Raw genomic sequence first — 18,847 nt, 5'->3', positions numbered from 1 at the left:
GATTGGCTGCGCCCCCCGTGGGAAAGGCGCAGCCTTTGGCTCAGTTCAGCGGGCGTCGCAGCGTCAGAACTTGCCGTCTTCCTTGAAGACCTTGGTCCAGTCCTGGATCAGCAGGTCGAGCGCCTGCTTGGCTGTGCCCTTGTCCGCGACCACATAGTCGTGGATGCGCGCCTGCTCCGCCTGCATCAGCTGCGCGTAGGAAGGCTCAGCCCAGAAGTCGACGACCTGGCCCATGGCGACGAGGAAGTCCGCTGCGAAGGGCGCGGATTTGGCGAAACCGGGATCGTTCAGCACACCCTTGTGGCAGGTATAGCCGCCGAGTTCCCACCACTTCTTCTGCACGTCGAGCGAGGCGAACCATTTGATGTAGGAGAGCGCCTCGGCCTGGTTCGGCGAATAGGCGACGACCGAAAGGCCCTGGCCGCCGAGCTGCGAGCCCTTCTCCTTCTCGGGCGGATTGACGAAGAAACCGATCCTGTCGCCGCCGACATTCGGATCCTTGAACAGGCCGGGGAAGAAGGCGAACCAGTTCATCTGCAGGGCCGCCTGGCCGGATTTGAAGGCGTCGAGACCCTCCTGCATATAGGCGTTGGAGTAGCCCGGCGGGGTGCAGCATTTGTAGAGCGACTTGTAGAACTCGAGTCCCTTCACCGCGTCGTCGGAATTGACGAAGCCGGCCATGGCGTAGGGCTTCTTCGGATCCTGATATTTGAAGCCGAAGGGATAGAGAGCGTTGGCGACGCCCATGGTGATGCCTTCCGAGCCGCGCTCGGTGAAGATCGCCGCGCCATAGACCTTCTTGCCGTCGACGTCGCGGCCCTGGAAGAACTCGGCGATCTGCTTCAGCTCGGTCTGCGTCTTGGGAGCGGCGAGATCGCGGTTGTGCTTGGCCTTGAATTCAGCCTGCAGCGCAGGCTTCGAGAACCAGTCCTTGCGGTAGGTCCAGCCGAGAGCATCGCCCATCGCCGGCAGCGCCCAGTAGTTCGGTGTGTTCTTCGGCCATTCGGCATAGCCGGTGACGGTCGCCGGCATGAAATCGTCGATCTTGATGCCTTCCTTGGCAAAGAAGTCGTTCAGCTTCACGTAGTGCTTGTTCTCGGCGGAGCCGCCGATCCACTGCGAGTCACCGATGATCAGGTCGCAGAGCTTGCCCTTGGAGTTGAGCTCGTTGAGCATCCGGTCGGCGAAGTTGGGCCAGGGCACGAACTCGAACTTCATGCCGATGTTGGTCTTCGCGGTGAAATCCTTGGAGAGTTCGACCAGCGCATTGGCTGGGTCCCAGGCCGCCCAGCAAAGGGTGAGCGTCTTGCCCTGGGCTTGAGCGGTCGTCGCGCCGAGCGCGGCGCTCCCGACCATCGTCGCGGCAAGCAGGCACGTCCTGATCGTTTTCATGGCTATCCCTCCCTTGGCATGCCGTCACCAGCCGTCATTGGGGTGACGGGTGAACCTGCGCGACCGCGAAGGGCACAGCCGGATGAAGGGGCACGGCCGACGCGGGACGTTTCCTCACGCTGCCCCGGAACTAGCCGTCCGAGTTCAGCGATTTGTTTAGTGAATAGATAATCACTAAACATGTCAAGGATCGAGTTGGCCCGCGCGCGCGCTCGCCGACGTCGGCAGCCAAGGGCAGTCGCTGCCACTGGCTGCCCATGCCCGCGAACCGCATCCACCGGGCATGGCGGCCTGGCGAAGGCGTCGATGCCGGATGGCGTTCAGCCCAATTTATGTGCAGATGCGTTGCACAAAGCAGGGAGAGCACATTTTTCTATATTGCGACTTCCGCGCTTGAGCGCATCCTATCAATCAATAGCAGATGCTGATTCGCAGTGATGTACGCCGTGCTTCGACGACAGGCGTAGCGGATATTGTAAGCCTGCGTCGAGTCTCCGGCATAACCAGATGCAGAGGGCTCATGTACAACGACTCTTTGTTCAATGCCTTCGTCCGCTCCTATGAGGCTCGGCGCGAAACGGACATGCCGATTTCGGATTACTTGGAAGCCTGCCGGGGTGATCCAATGCTATACGCTAACGCAGCGGAACGCCTGTTGGCGGCTATCGGCGAACCTCAGATGATCGACACGGCCAAGGATGCTCGCCTTGGCCGTATCTTTTTGAACCGGACGATCCGGACCTATCCCGCATTCGCCGGCTTCTACGGCATGGAGGAGACGATCGAGCGCATCGTCTCTTTCTTCCGGCACGCCGCCCAGGGTTTGGAAGAGCGCAAGCAGATCCTCTATCTGCTCGGGCCGGTCGGCGGCGGCAAGTCGTCCCTCGCGGAGCGGCTGAAGTCGCTGATGGAAGCCCATCCGATCTATGTCCTGAAGGCGGGCGACGAGATCAGCCCGATCTTCGAAAGCCCCCTGAATCTCTTCGATCCCATCACAATGGGCCCCATCCTCGAGCAGCGCTACGGCATCCCGCAGCGGCGGCTGACAGGCCTGATGAGCCCCTGGTGCCTGAAGCGGCTCGAAATGTTCGGCGGCGACATCTCCCGCTTCCAGGTCGTGAAGATCCAGCCTTCGCGCCTGCGCCAGATCGCCATTGCCAAGACCGAGCCGGGCGACGAGAACAATCAGGACATCTCCTCGCTCGTCGGCAAGGTCGATATCCGCAAGCTGGAGAATTTCTCCCAGAACGATCCCGACGCGTACAGCTACTCTGGCGGCCTCAATCGTGCCAACCAGGGCGTCCTCGAATTCGTCGAGATGTTCAAGGCGCCGATCAAGATGCTGCACCCGCTCCTCACGGCGACGCAGGAAAGCAACTACATCGGTACGGAGAACATCGGCGCCATACCGTTCTCGGGCATCGTCCTCGCTCATTCCAACGAAGCCGAGTGGCAAAGCTTCAAGAGCAACAAGAACAACGAGGCCTTCATCGACCGCATTTGCGTGATCAAGGTGCCCTATTGCCTGAGGGCCACCGAAGAGCAGAAGATCTACGAGAAACTGATCGAGGGCTCGGCGCTCAGCGAGGCGTCCTGCGCACCCGCCACGCTGACCATGCTTGCGCGCTTCTCGGTCCTTTCGCGGCTGCGCAACCACGAAAACTCGACACTCTACGCAAAGATGCGCGCCTATGACGGGGAAAGCCTCAGGGAGACGGACCCCAAGGCCCGCAGCGTCCAGGAGTACCGCGACGCGGCAGGCATGGACGAGGGCATGGACGGCATCTCGACCCGCTTCGCGTTCAAGGTGCTGGCGGCGACGTTCAACCACGATACGATCGAGCTGGGCGCCGATCCGGTTCATCTCATGTACGTGCTGGAGCAGGCCATTCGCCGCGAGCAGCTCCCCGACGAGGTCGAGAAGCGCTATCTCGAGTTCATCAAGGCCGAGCTCGCTCCGCGCTATGCCGAGTTCATCGGCCATGAGATCCAGAAGGCCTACCTCGAATCCTACTCCGACTACGGTCAGAACCTGTTCGACCGCTATGTCGACTATGCCGATGCCTGGATCGAGGATCAGGATTTCAAGGATCCGGACACCGGCCAACTCCTCGACCGCGAACTGCTCAACCAGGAGCTGACCAAGATCGAGAAGCCGGCGGGGATCGCCAACCCGAAGGATTTCCGCAACGAGATCGTCAAGTTCAGCCTGCGCTCGCGGGCGGCCAATGGCGGCAGGAACCCGTCCTGGACCGGCTACGAGAAGATCCGCGAGGTCATCGAGAAGCGGATGTTCTCGCAGGTCGAGGATCTGCTGCCGGTCATCTCGTTCGGTTCGAAGAAGGATGGCGAGAGCGAGAAGAAGCATGGCGAGTTCGTCTCGCGCATGGTCGAACGTGGCTATACCGAGCGCCAGGTCCGGCGCCTGATCGAGTGGTACATGCGCGTGAAGCAGGCTGGCTGAGCCAGACTCGGGAGCAGTCATGAATATCGTCGACCGGCGCCTGAACCCACGTGGCAAGGCCCTCGAGAATCGTCAGAGGTTCCTGCGGCGGGCCAAGAGCGTCGTGCAGCAAGCGGTGAAGCAGTCCCTCGAAGGCCGCAATATCCGCGATGTTCTCGAGGGCGGGGAAGTCAACCTCCCGGTCGACGGCATGGAAGAACCGAGCCTGCGAAGGGGCCCGGGAGGTGTGCGCGACCATGTGTTGCCGGGAAACAGGACCTTCGTCGAAGGCGATGTGCTGCAACGCCCGAAGGGCGGCAGCGGCGGCCGGCCGGACAAGGCGGGCGAGGGCGACGGCGAGGACGCGTTCCGCTTCGTCCTGACCCGCGACGAGTTCCTCAACGTCTTCCTCGACGACCTCGAGCTTCCCGACCTCGCGAAGCGGCGGCTCACGGAGACGGAGCATGACAATCCCGCCCGCGCTGGCTACTCCGTTTCGGGATCGCCCGCCAATCTCGCGATCAACCGCACCACGCGGCTCGCGCTGATGCGCAGGATCGCCCTCGGCCGTCCGCGCCCCGAGGCGATCGCGCAACTGGATGCCGAGATCGCCGCCTGCGACGACGATGGGCTCCGCCTGTCGCTCGAGGCCAAGAAGAAGGCGCTCGCGGCAAAGGTGCAGCGCATCCCCTACATCGATCCCGTCGACGTCCGCTATCGTCGCTTCGAGAACGAGCCGAAGCCGGTCGCGCAGGCGGTGATGTTCTGCCTGATGGACGTGTCCGGCTCGATGACGGAGCACATGAAGGACCTCGCCAAGCGGTTCTACATGCTGCTCTATATTTTCCTCTCGCAACGCTATCGCCATGTCGAGCTCGTCTTCATCCGCCACACGGATCGGGCCGAGGAAGTCGACGAGGATACGTTCTTCCACAGCCCTGCGACCGGCGGGACGCTGGTGTCGAGCGCCCTGGAAGCGATGCGGGACATCGTCGCGAAGCGATATCGCCCGGAGGACTGGAACATCTACGCGGCCCAGGCTTCGGACGGCGACAATTCCTATTCCGATGAAGCCGCGACCGGGCAATTGCTGAAGGAGGCGATCCTGCCGGTCAGCCAGTATTTCGCCTATCTTGAGGTTGGCGAGGGCGACCGGGGGTCTGCGTCCCACTCCGCCCTGTGGAAGCTCTACGAACGGCTGCGCTCGGAGGGCGCGCCGCTGTCGATCCGCAAGGTGAGCCATCGCAGCGAGATCTTCCCCGTCTTCCGCGAGCTGTTCCATCGCAGCCAGGGACATGAAAGGGCCGCATCATGACGGCTGCCTCGATGGAGCGCCTCTTCGACGGGGCCGACTGGAACTTCGCCACGCTCCAGCGGATCCACGATGCCTGCGAGGAGATCGCGCTCTCCGAGCTCGGTCTCGACGTCTATCCGAACCAGATCGAGGTCATCACGGCCGAGCAGATGCTCGATGCCTATTCGTCCACCGGCATGCCGCTCTTCTACAAGCATTGGTCATTCGGCAAGCATTTCGCCCATCACGAGGCGTTCTACCGCAAGGGACTGAAGGATCTGGCCTACGAGATCGTCATCAACAGCTCGCCCTGCGTCTCCTATCTGATGGAGGAGAACACCGCGACGATGCAGACGCTGGTGATCGCCCATGCCGCCTTTGGCCATAACCATTTTTTCAAGAACAACTACCTTTTCAAGACCTGGACCGACGCCGAGGGCATCCTCGACTACCTCGATTTCGCCAAGGGCTATATCTCGCGCTGCGAGGAGCGTTACGGCCAGGTCGCCGTGGAACGAACGCTGGATGCAGCGCATGCGCTGATGTCCCATGGCGTTCACCGGCATCCCGGAAAGAGCAAGCTCGACCTGCGCCAAGACGAAAGGCGCGAGCGGGAGCGCCGCGCGCATGAGGAGCAGATATTCAACGATCTGTGGCGTACCGTGCCGACAGGGCCCAGCAAGAGCGCCTCGGACGCGAGCGTCGAGCTGCGGCGCGCCGCTCTCGGGCTGCCGCAGGACAATCTTCTGTATTTCCTCGAGAAATCAGCACCCCGGCTGCATCCCTGGCAGCGCGAGATCCTGCGCATCGTCCGCCGGATCGCGCAGTATTTCCATCCGCAGCGGCAGACCAAGGTCATGAACGAAGGGACGGCCACCTATGTCCACTACCGGATCATGACGCGCCTGCACGAACTGGGGGCCATCAGCGACGGCAACTTCCTCGAGTTCCTCAAGTCGCATTCCAACGTCGTGTTCCAACCGGCTTTCGACGATCCGAGGTTCCCGGGCTTCAACCCCTATGCGCTCGGCTTCGCGATGATGCAGGATCTCGAGCGGATCGTCACCACCCCGGAAAATGAGGATCGGGAGTGGTTCCCGGACATTGCCGGCCGCGGCGATGTGATGGGCGTCCTGCGCGACATCTGGGCCAATTACCGCGATGAGAGCTTCGTCAGCCAGTTCCTCAGCCCGCACCTGATGCGGAAGATGCGGATGTTCCATCTCCACGACGACCCGGCGCAGGCCGAGGGCGTGGTGGTCTCGGCGATCCATGACGAGCGCGGCTACCGCCGTATCCGCCGGCAGCTCACCCGCGAATATGATGTCAGCTGGACCGACCCCAATATCGAGATCGTCGATGTCGACCTCGCCGGTGACCGGCGTTTGATCCTGCGCCACAGCGTCGTGAATGGTTGCCTGCTCCAGGACAAGGCCGTCGCGCAGGTGCTTCAGCATGTCGCGGAGCTGTGGAGCTATGATGTGCAGCTTCGGGAGGTAGACCTGTCGGGCACGGTTCTCAAGGAGCATGTCGCCAGCCCCCGCGCAATAATCCGCGCAGCTTGACGCACATTGCGCGCCGAGTTCTCGAGGGCATGGTGCGAGGTTCGAGCGTGCTGCGGCCCGATGACAAGGCAACGCGCGAACGGCCGCAATCATCGGTGGAGCGCGTTGTCGCCTGGAAGCGACATCAAGCCGTTGACTGCAGACCTTTGCCGGAACGAACGGCGAAGCCATGAGCAACGCCGCGTCCGATCGATTGGAGGCGGCCGATGATCCCCGGCTCCCCTCGTTACTGCGACGATCGGCGGAGGGACCTCCGCGAGCAGGCGCGCGGGCGCCGGAGATCGCACCCAACTCGATCGAGGTCTGGTCAACGTCCATTCGATCTCGTCGGTGAAGAGCCCCCCTCGAATTCTACTTGGCCGCCGTCATGATCAGGTCCGAGATCTCGTTCGCGAAAGACAGCATGGCGACGTGACTCGACGGAACTTCGATTGCCGTCGCCCGTGCCCTCACGACTTGATCCTTCTGAAGCTGCGGCGGGATGATGGCGTCGTTCGCGGCAACCGCCATGAAGGTCGGCTTTTCCCGCCAGGCCGCGCGCGCTACGGGGGTGGCGAGCGCGCGCGCATGGAGCCTGCCTTGCACAGCCGCCACCAATCTCTGTTCGGCAGGGGGCAGATCCGCGGCGAAATACTTGGCGATCCCGGCATCGCTGATCCTGAGGAAGCCATCCTCGTCCCGGATGTACTCCGCCCGGCTTTCCTGCTGCGGGTAGCGGGATGCGATATGGCTCTGAGCCTCGCCGCTGTCCGGCGCATAGGCGGCGACATAGACCAGCGATCTGACCTTCGGATCGTTGCCCGCCTCCGTGATCACGATCCCGCCATAGGAGTGCCCGACCAGCACGACCGGCCCTTCGGCATCTCGGATCGCGCGCCGTGTGGTGGCGACGTCGTTTTCGAGTGATTGCAGGGCGTTCTGAACTGCGATGACCTTGAGACCGGCCTTTTCCAACTGAGGAATGACCTTGTGCCACGACGATCCGTCGGCGAAGGCTCCATGCACCAGAACCACCGATTTCGCCGCGCCCTGTGCGACGGCTGAAGCCGAGCCGGCCACGAGCGCGACCATGGACGCCATCAGGCAGAGGATGTGCCTATAACTGCTCATTTCACGGCCTCCTTCACTTGCTCCACGGCAGCGGTCGTCGTACCGATCTCGCACCATGATTAGCACGCGGACTGCGATCCCAGCCGTAAAATGGCGTAAAATCTGGAGCAGCGAAGCGGCCAGTCCGCGGCGGACTCAAGGCTCAGCCGAACGGTCGACCAGTATCAGTCGCGCTGCGGCCACCCCCGAGTCGTGAGCCCCGTGCGCCGTGGAGAAGTCTCTGAACGAGCAAGCCTCTCCGGCGAAATAGATGCGATCGTCCCAAGGCGAGGCCAGCACCGCGCGGGAGCCGGAATGGCCGGGAAGCGCGTGACTATAGGCCCCGCGCACGAATGGATCGCGCCCCCAGCGCGAAGATGTCGCCAATCGAAGCCGCCGCTTGATGTCTGCTCCGAACAGGCCGACGAGTTCCTGGACCGCGAAATCGGCCAGATCGTCTTCGTCCTCCAGTTCGCGAGCAGCGACGCCTCCCACAAAGCCTTCGATCAGAGGGCGGCCGAACGGGCGAAGCCGATAGCTGCCGGTCTTGGAGCGATGCGGGTTGCCGATGGTCTGCGTGTCGGCGTCGAAGCCGCGTGGCGTATCGAGATGGAAGTAGACCTTGTCTGCGAGACCGAGCGGCAGGCGCCCGGCTGCCTCGAGCCTGTCGTCGAGAACACCCGGGAGCCTAAGCGCCCCCGAAGCAAGCAGGTCGGTCGAGATCGTGATGATGATGCGGTCCGCTTCGATCCGGCCCGCATTCGTCAGAATTGAAAGCCGGCGCTTATGCACCTCTATGGCTGTCGCGGCCACGCCCAGCCGGATGGGCAATCCTCGTGCAGCCGCTTCGACGAGCGCACCATAGCCCTGTGGCAACCGCCAGTTCTTTCGCGTGTCCGCTGTGACGTAAGCCCGATAGTCGCGGATCGACACCTCATCGAGCTGGGCCCCGTTCACATAGGAGCTGTACGCCTCGAGGAAGGGCGCCCAGGGTTCCGTCCTGTCGACCAGATCGATCGCCCGGTCGGTCGCGAGCAAGGTATCGCGCACTCGCCCGTCGAACGCATCCAGCGTCGCTTGAGCTGCGCGTTGTTCGCTGGCGGGGAAGCCGTGCTCCAGGGTCTTGCGGCCCCAGGGCGCCGTCGAGCGGTCGATGTCGAAGCCGAGCGTTCCGGCCAGGGCTGTCCAGGAATTCCGATCGGCGGAATGCAACCAGCCGCACCCCAGATCGATCGGCCAGCCGTCGCAGGTCACGGTATGCGCCCGCCCGCCGACGCGGCTGCTGGCTTCCAGGATCAGGAGCGACAGCCCGGCCGCCCTCAGCGTGCGTGCTGCCGCTATACCGGCCGCTCCGGCGCCGATGACGACGACGTCGTAGCCATCGCTCACTCCGAGACTCGTGCGGCCGCGCCCAGTTCGAGCCAATCGAGTTCCTCCTCGAGCCGATGAAACGCATCGTCTCCGATCTGGCCCGATTTCCGTAACTCGAGGGTTCTGCTCCGCGCTGCAGTGAGGGCTTTTCGTCTCAGCTGGTTCTGCTCCGTATCGAACTTCGTCTGATCGAGGGATTGCTGCAGCATGTCAGTGTATTCGGCTCTCACCATTCCGGCCGCGTTCGACCGGGCGTCGGCGATCGCTTCCATGCCCGCCTCCAGAGCTGTTTTGCGCGCCTGCCGAAATTCGCGCTCGATCGGATGGTCGTCGTCGATGGCGAGATGCCGCAAAAGCAGAGGCAGGGTCAGGCCCTGGATGACCAGCGTGCCGACGACCACGCCGAAGGCCACGATCAGGATGAGATCCCGATAAGGGAACTGCGCCGGCAGCGCGTAGGCCGCGGCCAGGGTGACGATGCCGCGCATCCCGCACCAGGCGATGACGAGCCCGTCACCGTGGGAAGACACATCTGGCTGTAGAGCACCGCGGGACCTGCTTGCACCTTGCGAGTAGCCGGCGAGCCGGTGCTCGAAGATCACCCAGGCAAGGCGCACCACGATCACCGTGACGAGTACGGCGCCCGCTACGACCCCGTATTCGATGATCGTCGCAGAGCCGAGATTGCCGAAGATCGGCCGAAGCTGCAGCCCCACCAGCATGAACGCGAAGATCTGCAGAACGAAGATCACCGTTTCCCAGACGGCATAGGTCGGGACACGCAGCCGCGCACTGGTACGTGCCGGCGTCGACCAGGCAAGCGCCATCGCATAGACGACGATCGTGATGATCCCCGACAGGTGAAGCCGCTCAGCCAGAATCCAGACGCCGAACGTGGTGATGAACTGGAGGATGATCAGGCTCGGAGCATCATGAAACCGTGCCAGAATGCGCACGATCAGCCATCCCATGGCGACGCCGAGGGCGATGCTGCCGAGCACGACGAGGGCGAATGTCGGCAGAGCTGCGGCGGGTGAGAAGCCGCCCGTGACAACGGCGACGACCGCGAGGCGATAGATCAGCAGCGCGGTCGCGTCGTTCAGCAGGCTTTCGCCCTCCAGGATCACGATCAGCCGATGCGGTGGGCGAACCCGACGCAGAATGGCGGTAGCCGCGACCGCATCGGGTGGCGCGACGATGGCTCCCAGCGCGATCGCGGCTCCCCAGGGAATGTCGGGCACGAGCCAGCGTGCGACGAGCGCGACTGCAACAGTGGTCAATCCGACTGCGATGACGACCAGCCCGGCGATACAGCGCCAGTTCCGTCGAAGATCCCGAACCGAGGTGTCGAAGCCCGCATCGAGAAGAATGGGCGCGACGAACAGGACCAGGACGAGTTCCGGGTCGAGAGGTATTCCGGGTGCGTTCGGGATAAAGGCAAGAGCGGCCCCGGCAATCGCGAGAAGCACGGGATAGGCTATGCCGGCCCTCCGCGCGAAGGCAGCCAGCAGCACCGCTCCCAAGAGGATCAGCAGGATCGATTCGAACAGGATCATCGATCGGCATCCCTCCTGAAAACGCCCCGAAAACAGGGTAAAAATCCCAGCTCCCCGCGCGGCGGCTCGTGGAGGAAAACAACATCAAATCGCCTGTCGAAACCAGCCTCCGAGTGCCACCCCTTCGCGATTTTACATCCTTTAACGGCGCGCCTGACAAAACGTCAGATATGGATTTCGCCGTCATTCATTCCGCAACGCGCCAGGTTCGCCCTGGCATGACGCAAGAGGGAAAGAGCGATGGCCAAAGGAAAAGTTCTTGTCGTCGGATCCAATGCCACCCGCATCGAGATACAGGGCGGCGGCACGGGTCCGACAGGACAGTATCTCAACGAGACCGTGATCCCGATGCTCGCGCTTCGCGACGCCGGCTACGAGGTCCTCCTCTCGACCCCAAACGGAGCCAAGCCGCATATCGACGCGGCATCGGACTCTGCCGTGCACTTCACCGACGAGGCTGCTTATCGGCGGGCCAAGGCATTCTTCGCTGACGACCGGTCCACGAACCAGGGCCGCACGCTGCGATCGGTGATAGAGGCAGGGCTCGATCAGTTCGCTGCCGTCTTCGTGCCGGGTGGGCAAGGGCCCGTCGTCGATCTGATGCAGGATCCCGACGCTGGCGAGATTCTGCGGCATTTCCATGCGCGCCGGAAGCCGACCGCACTGCTCTGCCATGGGCCGATCGTCACTGCGGCGGCGATACCCAGATCGCGCGAATTCCGGGCGGCGCTGATCGCGGGCGATCGAGCCGCGGCAGCGGAGGCCGCGAAGGGTTGGCAGTATGCGGGATACCGGATGACGGTCTTCTCCCCCAGCGAAGAGGTGCCGATCGAGGAGAACATCCTGCACGGCAAGCTGTATTTCAACATGGTCGACGCCTTGAGCGCCGCGGGCGCCAAGGTCGAGACCGGGTCCGTCGATTTCGCGCCGCATGTGGTCGTGGACCGCGAACTCATCACGGGCCAGAACCCTCGTTCGGATCATCCGATCGCCGCCGCCCTCATCGAGGCGCTTCAGCAGCAGCGCGCCGTCGCCTGACGCATGCAGGAGAGCCGATCAGTTGCGGGGAACGACAACCAGGGAGCCAACCCAATGAGCGCTCCGATCAAGATCATGGCGGTCCTGACTGCCAAGCCGGGCAAGGAGGCGGAGCTGCGCGCCACCTTGCTCGGAATGGCTCCTTATTGCCGCGCCGAAAGAGGCAATCTTCAGTGGAACGTCTGGCGCGATCAGCTGAACGCCGAACGCTATGTTCTCGACGAACTCTATGAAGACCAGACTGCGGTCGAAGCGCACCGGGAAACGCCCCACTATTTGAACTACCGCAGGACAATCGACGATCTGGCGGATCGGTCCGCGCTTGTCGTCGAGCCCGTCGATCTGAACCCAGAATAAGAGGCCAAGACGGCACGCGGCATGAATTCGTGCCGATCAAGACCATTCGTTACGGGACGCGAGGAGCGAGCCATGCCGAACTCCCATGTCGGCATTACCTCGGCGAGGCCAAGCATATGCTGTCGGCCGCCCTGGCCGGTGGCATTCGCGCAGCCCCCCAAAAACACCAGCGTGTGGGACCAGAGTGCTTCAGCAGAGCAGCGAGATCATGATTTCCCTTGCGCTTCGGTTATCCCGCGATTGAACTGACGGAGCAGCGTTCTTGATACAATTTTATCAACCAGCCGCTTCATCTTATTATCTCGAGCGGCAGGTGAATTTATGTACGAACGAATATGCCAACCTAAAGCGCCACTCTGCTTCGCCAATGAGATCGAATTATGCAAAAATACTTCACCAGACATTTCGTCTCCAAAACGCAATGACAGCTCCCCCTTGAGCCGCAGTATCTCGGGAGCGACCCATAGGCGCTCGTTGCGCGCCAGCTGGGCCAGCTGCCCATCGAGCAATGCATTGGCGGCATCCGGCTGACCGGCGGACATGAGCGCTTCGACGAGTGCAAGCACAAACGCCGAGTGGTGCTGCATGAATCGCGCGCTGCCGAGATCGTTCACGGCGGTCTGCATGAGCGGCAAGCCTCGATCGAGATCACCTCGCAGGAACAGCAGTTGGCCGCGATAGGCCTGCGCATAGATATGCCAGATATCGAGCCGGTGCCGCGCCGTCTCCTCGAAAAGCTCGTCGATCACCCGCTCTGCACGTGCGAGGTCGCCATTCAGAAGCGCGATCGGACAAGCTGATTGGGCCAGCGTGTAGCAACGCGACAGATGGTGATCGAGGTCTTGAGCTTCAGCAATACTGGCATCGGCCACGTGCACGGCCTGATCTGCATAGCCCTGCAGCCACAAGACGCGGGCCAGCGTCATCAAGCCGGCCACGCGTGGTGCGACCTGGTAGCGTGCGATATGCGAGCGATGCCCGGGCGACTTGTATTTTTCGAGCATGCGCTCGATGTGACGCCGCGATCCAGACTGGTCACCGAGGAAATGCAGCGATGTTCCGATCAGCCTGTCGCCGATCGCAAAATCGTCGGGATCCGAGGACTGCTGCGCGGCGCGCTTGAACTCGACCGCGCTCTCCAGCGCCGCGGCGAAGGCGGCGCTCTTCATATGGCCTGCCCATAGCCCCCATAGCGACCGCAAGCGGTAGTCGTGATCGCCGAGACGTTCCGCGAGGCCGTGAGCAGTTTTCCAAACGGCACTCGTCTCGCGCGCCGTGCCGGCGTTGTACATCAACGACCAGCCGCGCGCGGTCTGCAGCTTCATCGCGATGCTGTCGCTGAGAGCGCTCTCATCGCTGTGGCTGGCAAGGGCTTCCTCGACCCGCTCCCGGCATTCGCTGACCAGTGAAAGACGCAGCCAGAGTGGAATGGCCGCGACGGTCAACAATATCCCGTAGTTCAGATCGCCAGCCGGCGAGAAAGCCCATTTCAGCGCCGTTCGCAGATCGAGCAGCAAGCCATGCTCATCGTCCACTCGCTTTGGGTTGCGCGGTCGATCCGCCTCGGCCAGGAGATCGAGACACAGCCCCGCATGCCGTTTAGCAACTTCGACCGCACCAGGTCCGGCCGCCAACTTTTCCCTGGCATAGGCGCGCGTGGTCTCCAGCAAACCGAAGCTGATTTCCTCGCCCATCGGTTCCGCCGTCACGAGGGATTGCGCGACGAGATCGGCAATCCCTTCGAGCACATCCGAGGCGCTCAACTCTCCCCAGCCGGCGACCGCCGACGCGGAATGCAGCGTGAATCGGTTGGCGAACACGGCCAGGCGCCGCAGGAGCGTCTGATCCCGAGGCGTGAGCAGGTTGAAGCTCCAGTCGAGCGTTGCATGGAGCGTCTGCTGCCGTGGCAGGGCGTTGCGCCTGCCTCTAGTCAGGATGGCGAAGAGATCGTCCAGCACGGCGGCAAGCCCACGGGCGCCGAAGGCTTCGAACCGCCCGGCGGCAAGCTCCAGGGCCAGAGGTATGCCGTCGAGCCTCCTGCAGATGTTCACGACGCAGCCGACATCGTCATCGGCAATTGCCGGCCTCTCGGCACGGCCGCTCACACGTTCGACGAACAAAGCGACGGCGGGATAGGAGAGCGCTTCGTCCAGGGTGAGGGAGATGGCCGCGGGCGGCACGGCTAGCGGGTTGAGGCGATGGACCCACTCCTCCGCGACGCGCAGCGGCTCCCGGCTCGTCGCCAGAATACGAACACCCGGCGCATGGCGAAGAATGGCTTCGACGATGTCGACGACGGAGCCGATGACATGCTCGCAATTGTCGATGACAACGAGGCATTCCTTTTCGCACAGGTAATGCGCCAGGCTCGATACAGCGTCGTCGCCGGCAAGGACCACACCGAGCGCCGACGCGAATGCGCTTGGCACGGCGCGCTCCCCCGAAAGCGAAGCCAGATCGACAAAGAAGACCTTCTGCCGCGCTAGCGCCTCACCAGCATCGCGCATCTGCGCGATCACGGAGAGAGCCAACGTGGTCTTGCCAACGCCACCCACACCGACGACCGTCACCAGCCGCCGCTGGGAGATCTGCTTGATGAGCGCCTGAAGCGATCGCTCCCGTCCTATGACTCCGCCCTGCAGCGCCGGGATCGAACTGAGAGCGGGCCGCTCAACCGCGGTTACTCGATCCCTCGGAAGCTGAGGGGGCTTTCGATGAACGGTCTCGACGAAGCTGTATCCGCGATTGGGGACGGTAACGATGTATCGCTTGCCGTCGCGTCCATCATCGAGGGCCCGGCGAACTTCGTTGATCTGCACACGGACATTGGCCTCGGCGACGAAAGTGCCCGGCCAGGCGCGAGCGAGAAGTTCGTCCTTGCTCAGCACCTGCCCGGAGGCTTCGACGAGCAGGCAGAGAAGATCGAGTGCGCGACTGCGGATGCCGACAGGCTTGCCGTTCTTGAGTAGGATACGCTGCGACGGTATGAGCTCGAATGAGCCGAACGATAAAACGCCCTCGAATCCGCTCCTCAGCGGCACAGCTATCTAGCCCTGCGACATTGGGGCAGCGGCAGACCGCCGATGCCGGCTTTAGCATGAGAACCGCTCCATCGATTCCCGTGCGCCCTGCTGTTCACAACGTCACCCGCCGCTTCTGATCAGCACCTCCGCCCGCAATGATATTAACTCTCCGGTATCAGTGCCGTCCACGCCGTTCGCACACGCAGTTCATTCCGCTCCAACACTCGTCACTGCCCCTGCTTCGGCCCTACGCGCACCGACCGCTGGATCAACGAGGTCGCACCGGGGCCATGATCCAAGGCAAACGTGCAACAATTCGACGGACGCCTTGTCCGCTTCATCAGGATTCGGAATGGCGTTGAGCCGAGATGAAGCCGATGGCGACGCCGGCAGAGACCGCTGTGCGAGGGCGACATGCGGCCGGAGCGGTCGTTGAGCGTTTGCCAATTTCCGGACTTTCGAAGTGAAGCCGCTTCAACGTTAACGCGTCACTGCAACATCATCGAGACTGGCAACGAAATTTGGTGCTTCAGGAACCGCGCCTGAACGCCTGAGGACCCTCACGAGCGGGACGTCGGCGCGAGCTTCAGGGGCTATAACCTTCAACGCGATAAGGGACGCCCTTCGATGCGATTTGACGACGCGACGTCGCCGCTCTCGTCCCATACTGGCTGCGTTGCGTATCGAATATTCGAACGCCACGCAGCTATTGCCCTCAGCGCGCCAGCGCTTCAGGCAGCCACAGCACGATCTGCGGGTAGACCGTCAGCAGCAGCGTCAACAGCACCATGATGACGAGATAGGGGAAGGTGACCTTGGCGATGTAGCCCAGCCCATCGCCGGTCAGCCCCTGGATGACGAAGAGATTGAAGCCGACGGGCGGCGTGATCTGCGCCATCTCGACGACGAGGACCATGAAAACGCCGAACCAGACCGGGTCGAAGCCCGCCTGTTTCACGATCGGCAGGACGATCGGCAGCGTCATCACGATCATCGAAAAGCCATCCAGGAAACAGCCCAGGACGACGTAGAAGGCAATCAGGACAACGATCAGCATCAGCGGCGTCAGGTTCAGCGACTTGACGAAAGCCGCGATCGCCTGGGGAATGCCGAGGAAAGCTGCGGCGTTGCCGAGGATCGAGGCGCCGAGCACGATCAGCGCGATCATCGCGCAGGTGATCACCGAGCCGATCAGGATCCCCTTGATCGCCTCGAAGTTGAGAGAGCCCTGGATGGCGGTGACGATGGCGGCGCCGAGCACGCCGACGGCCGCCGCCTCCGAAGGCGTCGCGATGCCGCCATACATCGAGCCCAGCACGCAGACGATGAGGAACAGCGCCGGCGCGAGATCGCGCAACGCCGCGAAGCGCTCGCCCCAGCTCAGATTCTTGAGGTCGTTCTCGGCTGCCGGCACGAGATCGCGGCGCAGCCCGGTGTGGAGCATCACCCAGGCCATGAAGCTCCCCGCAAGGAGGAAACCGGGAATAAAGCCGGCGGTGAACAGCTTCAGGATCGAGACGTCACCGAGCACGCCATAGATGATCATGATGTTCGACGGCGGGATCAGGAAGCCCAAGGTGCCGGCGCCCGCCAGCGAGCCGATGGCGATGTCCTTCGAGTAACCGCGCTTCAGAAGCTCGGCGAGCGCAATGCGGCCGACGACCTGCGTCGTCGCCGCGGACGAGCCCGAAATCGCCGCGAAGATCGTGCACCCGAAAATGTTGACGTGCAGCAGCCGGCCGGGAAGCAGTCCGGCCCAGGGCGCGAGGCCTTTGAAGAGAGCCTTTGAAAGATGGGTGCGGAACAGCAGCTCGCCCATCAGGATGAAGAGAGGCAGCGCCAGCAGTTCCTGCGTGGTCAGGATGTTCCAGGCATATTGCGGCAACAGCCGGTCGAGCGGGATGTTGCGGAAGGAGAAGAGCAGCGTCGTAGCTGTGATTGCGAGTGTCAGGCCGATCCAGAGCCCGGTGGCCAGCAGGCCGAACAGGATCGTGAACATCACGACGACTTCGAGGGACATGGGCGTTTTCCTGACCGCCCGACCGGCGGCTCTGGGCCAGAACTGGACGGTCGCTCATCCGCGCGTCCAACGTGGTCGCATGAGAGCGACGGGCTCAATCCGCGGGAGCGGCGGCCTTCATCGTGTGATCTTCCAGCGGGAGACCGAGCGAGGCCTGGATCGTCCGGGCCAGCAGTTGCAACGCGAGCAGGGCCATGCCGAAGGTGACGACCGCCTGCGGAATCCAGAGCTGCGTATCGCTGGAGATCGAGGTCTGGCCGCGCGCGAACGAGCTCCATGTGAACCGGACCATCGCGTAGGTGAGGAAGCTCATGAACACGAAGCCAAGCAGGCTGGACAGGATTTCGAGCTGCCGCCGGACGGCCGGCGGCGCCTTGGCGATCAGCAAGGTCACGCGGATGTGCCCTCCGGCGCGCAGCGTCATCGCCGCGCCGAAGGTGAAGGAGGCCGCCATCAGATAGGACGAATATTCCCAGGCAACCGGGATGGATGGCGGGAAGAAGGGCAGGAAATTCGAGAAGAAGCGCGTGCCGATCTCGCAGAGCATCAGGAGCGTCAGTGCCAGAAGGCAGCCCCCGCCGATCCAGCCGTCGAGGCGACCCAGCCTGTCGATGCCGTCGAGGATCAGGCGCAACGGCGCGGGCGCCGCCGCGTTGGGTGACGAGGCGGACGCCATGATCAGCGCTTCATCTCGGCGAGATAGGCCTTCACGGGCTTGTCGGCGGCCGGCACGCGCTTGAGGAAAGCCTCTGTCATGGGCGCGGTCTTGGCTCGCAGCTCGGCCATCATCGCCTCCGGCACCGGCACCACCTCCATGCCGCCCTCCTTCAGGCGTGCCAGGCTGTCGCTGTCCGCCTTGAGCGAGGCGGCCCAGAATTCCGGCTCGAGCTTGGCGGCGAGCTCCTCCATCGCCTTGCGCTCCTCCGGCTTCAGCTTGTTCCAGGAGTCGAGATTGATCGTCACCATTTCCGACGACCAGACATGGTTGGTCGGCAGCAGATATTTCAGGAATTCCCAGAACTTGCCGTCGACACCCGAGACGGCGGACGTCGAAACGCCCGAAACGACGCCGGAGGCCAGAGCGGGGATGGTCTCGCCCCACGGGATCAGCACGGCGGACATGCCGACAGCGTTGAGCATGTCGGCGGCGTTCTTATCCGGCACACGGATCTTGATGGCCTTCAGCCCGTCGACCGTCGTAACCTTGGTCTTGAGCTGCAGATACTGCGTCGGCCACGGCACCACGAAGAGGATCTTCTGGTTGTTGCGCGCGGCGATCTTGTCATATTCGGGCCGCACATATTTGTGCAGGACCTTCAGCTCCTCCGGCGTGCCGACGAGGAACGGGACGCTCTCGACACCGAGCAAGGGCTCGTCGCCGACCTGCTGGATATTGAGGACGTCGGCCATGGGCACGATGCCGTCACGCACGGCGCGTAGGTGCTCCGGCCCCTTGAATCCGAGCTGCCCGCCCGGCTTGACCAGGATCTCGACGCCACCATTGGTCGCTTTCTTGACTTCTTCGGCATAACGCATCGCATTCTGCGTGTGGAAATTGCTCTCCGGCCAGACCGTCGAAAGGTCCAGCTTGGTCTGCGCGGCCGCGGGATGAAGCCACAGACCGAGCGCTCCGAAAGCCGCGAGGAGCGCGCGCCGCGCAATGCGATGATCAGTCATGGTGCCAAGCCTCTGGAGATGC

Annotated in this window: 13 protein-coding genes; 5 read left to right on the top strand and 8 right to left on the bottom strand. The window is 63.0% G+C overall.

Annotation, left to right across the window (positions count from 1 at the left end):
- Positions 1-63: 63 nt before the first annotated feature.
- On the bottom strand, positions 64-1,356 hold the full coding sequence (locus tag AC1RMY_RS14675) for an ABC transporter substrate-binding protein (protein ID WP_492865973.1): 1,293 nt from the start codon (positions 1,354-1,356) through the stop codon (positions 64-66).
- Positions 1,357-1,912: 556 nt separating this feature from the next.
- Here AC1RMY_RS14675 and AC1RMY_RS14670 point away from each other — a divergent pair.
- Genes AC1RMY_RS14670 through AC1RMY_RS14660 form a run of 3 tightly spaced genes read left to right on the top strand, consistent with a single transcriptional unit; the run spans position 1,913 to position 6,694 of the window.
- The gene (locus AC1RMY_RS14670; RefSeq protein ID WP_492865630.1) at positions 1,913-3,856 is read left to right on the top strand and encodes a PrkA family serine protein kinase; all 1,944 of its coding nucleotides are present in this window, start codon (positions 1,913-1,915) and stop codon (positions 3,854-3,856) included.
- A gap of 19 nt (positions 3,857-3,875) precedes the next feature.
- Positions 3,876-5,150 (top strand): YeaH/YhbH family protein, encoded by a 1,275-nt coding sequence (locus AC1RMY_RS14665; protein WP_492865628.1) that lies wholly within the window; start codon positions 3,876-3,878, stop codon positions 5,148-5,150.
- The gene (locus tag AC1RMY_RS14660; protein ID WP_492865626.1) at positions 5,147-6,694 is read left to right on the top strand and encodes a SpoVR family protein; all 1,548 of its coding nucleotides are present in this window, start codon (positions 5,147-5,149) and stop codon (positions 6,692-6,694) included. The genes AC1RMY_RS14665 and AC1RMY_RS14660 overlap by 4 nt, the downstream gene beginning before the upstream one ends.
- A gap of 351 nt (positions 6,695-7,045) precedes the next feature.
- Here the strand turns inward: AC1RMY_RS14660 and AC1RMY_RS14655 are convergent, their stop codons facing one another.
- The 3 genes from AC1RMY_RS14655 to AC1RMY_RS14645 all read right to left on the bottom strand — a co-directional run bounded on the left by AC1RMY_RS14655 (position 7,046) and on the right by AC1RMY_RS14645 (position 10,710).
- Positions 7,046-7,804: an alpha/beta hydrolase gene (locus AC1RMY_RS14655; RefSeq protein ID WP_492865624.1), complete on the bottom strand. Its 759-nt coding sequence runs from the start codon at positions 7,802-7,804 to the stop codon at positions 7,046-7,048.
- Between the two features lie 135 nt (positions 7,805-7,939).
- A complete protein-coding gene (locus AC1RMY_RS14650) occupies positions 7,940-9,172 on the bottom strand; it encodes a flavin monoamine oxidase family protein (protein WP_492865622.1) in 1,233 nt (410 codons plus the stop codon).
- Complete coding sequence (locus tag AC1RMY_RS14645) at positions 9,169-10,710, bottom strand: cation:proton antiporter (protein ID WP_492865620.1); 1,542 nt, start codon at positions 10,708-10,710, stop codon at positions 9,169-9,171. Before AC1RMY_RS14645 ends, AC1RMY_RS14650 begins: the two co-directional genes overlap by 4 nt.
- 240 nt (positions 10,711-10,950) lie before the next feature.
- Here AC1RMY_RS14645 and AC1RMY_RS14640 point away from each other — a divergent pair, with 240 nt between their 5' ends.
- Positions 10,951-11,748 carry a type 1 glutamine amidotransferase domain-containing protein gene (locus tag AC1RMY_RS14640; RefSeq protein ID WP_492865618.1) on the top strand — a complete coding sequence of 266 codons (798 nt, stop codon included), beginning with the start codon at positions 10,951-10,953 and terminating at the stop codon, positions 11,746-11,748.
- 54 nt (positions 11,749-11,802) lie between these two features.
- The gene (locus AC1RMY_RS14635; protein ID WP_492865616.1) at positions 11,803-12,105 is read left to right on the top strand and encodes a putative quinol monooxygenase; all 303 of its coding nucleotides are present in this window, start codon (positions 11,803-11,805) and stop codon (positions 12,103-12,105) included.
- Between the two features lie 206 nt (positions 12,106-12,311).
- On the opposite strand, the gene AC1RMY_RS14630 is transcribed toward AC1RMY_RS14635, so the two are convergent.
- The 4 genes from AC1RMY_RS14630 to AC1RMY_RS14615 form a co-directional block, all read right to left on the bottom strand.
- On the bottom strand, positions 12,312-15,146 hold the full coding sequence (locus AC1RMY_RS14630) for an ATP-binding protein (protein ID WP_492865614.1): 2,835 nt from the start codon (positions 15,144-15,146) through the stop codon (positions 12,312-12,314).
- 697 nt (positions 15,147-15,843) lie between these two features.
- Positions 15,844-17,148: a TRAP transporter large permease gene (locus AC1RMY_RS14625; RefSeq protein ID WP_492865612.1), complete on the bottom strand. Its 1,305-nt coding sequence runs from the start codon at positions 17,146-17,148 to the stop codon at positions 15,844-15,846.
- Between the two features lie 94 nt (positions 17,149-17,242).
- Entirely contained in the window at positions 17,243-17,824 is a 582-nt protein-coding gene (locus tag AC1RMY_RS14620) for a TRAP transporter small permease subunit (RefSeq protein WP_492865610.1), read from the bottom strand.
- A gap of 2 nt (positions 17,825-17,826) precedes the next feature.
- The gene (locus AC1RMY_RS14615) at positions 17,827-18,825 is read right to left on the bottom strand and encodes a TRAP transporter substrate-binding protein (RefSeq protein WP_492865608.1); all 999 of its coding nucleotides are present in this window, start codon (positions 18,823-18,825) and stop codon (positions 17,827-17,829) included.
- Positions 18,826-18,847 lie beyond the last annotated feature (22 nt).

This window comes from Allobosea sp. GW822-FHT03F07, from assembly GCF_058801345.1.
Note: the sequence above shows the minus strand (reverse complement) of the source record. Positions and strands in the feature narration are given on the sequence as shown.

Coding starts and splice junctions, on each gene's coding strand:
- AC1RMY_RS14675 (WP_492865973.1), bottom strand. CDS start 1,356: ATGGTCGGGAGCGCCGCGCTCGGCGCGACGACCGCTCAAGCCCAGGGC.
- AC1RMY_RS14670 (WP_492865630.1), top strand. CDS start 1,913: ATGTACAACGACTCTTTGTTCAATGCCTTCGTCCGCTCCTATGAGGCT.
- AC1RMY_RS14665 (WP_492865628.1), top strand. CDS start 3,876: ATGAATATCGTCGACCGGCGCCTGAACCCACGTGGCAAGGCCCTCGAG.
- AC1RMY_RS14660 (WP_492865626.1), top strand. CDS start 5,147: ATGACGGCTGCCTCGATGGAGCGCCTCTTCGACGGGGCCGACTGGAAC.
- AC1RMY_RS14655 (WP_492865624.1), bottom strand. CDS start 7,804: ATGAGCAGTTATAGGCACATCCTCTGCCTGATGGCGTCCATGGTCGCG.
- AC1RMY_RS14645 (WP_492865620.1), bottom strand. CDS start 10,710: ATGATCCTGTTCGAATCGATCCTGCTGATCCTCTTGGGAGCGGTGCTG.
- AC1RMY_RS14640 (WP_492865618.1), top strand. CDS start 10,951: ATGGCCAAAGGAAAAGTTCTTGTCGTCGGATCCAATGCCACCCGCATC.
- AC1RMY_RS14635 (WP_492865616.1), top strand. CDS start 11,803: ATGAGCGCTCCGATCAAGATCATGGCGGTCCTGACTGCCAAGCCGGGC.
- AC1RMY_RS14625 (WP_492865612.1), bottom strand. CDS start 17,148: ATGTCCCTCGAAGTCGTCGTGATGTTCACGATCCTGTTCGGCCTGCTG.
- AC1RMY_RS14620 (WP_492865610.1), bottom strand. CDS start 17,824: ATGGCGTCCGCCTCGTCACCCAACGCGGCGGCGCCCGCGCCGTTGCGC.
- AC1RMY_RS14615 (WP_492865608.1), bottom strand. CDS start 18,825: ATGACTGATCATCGCATTGCGCGGCGCGCGCTCCTCGCGGCTTTCGGA.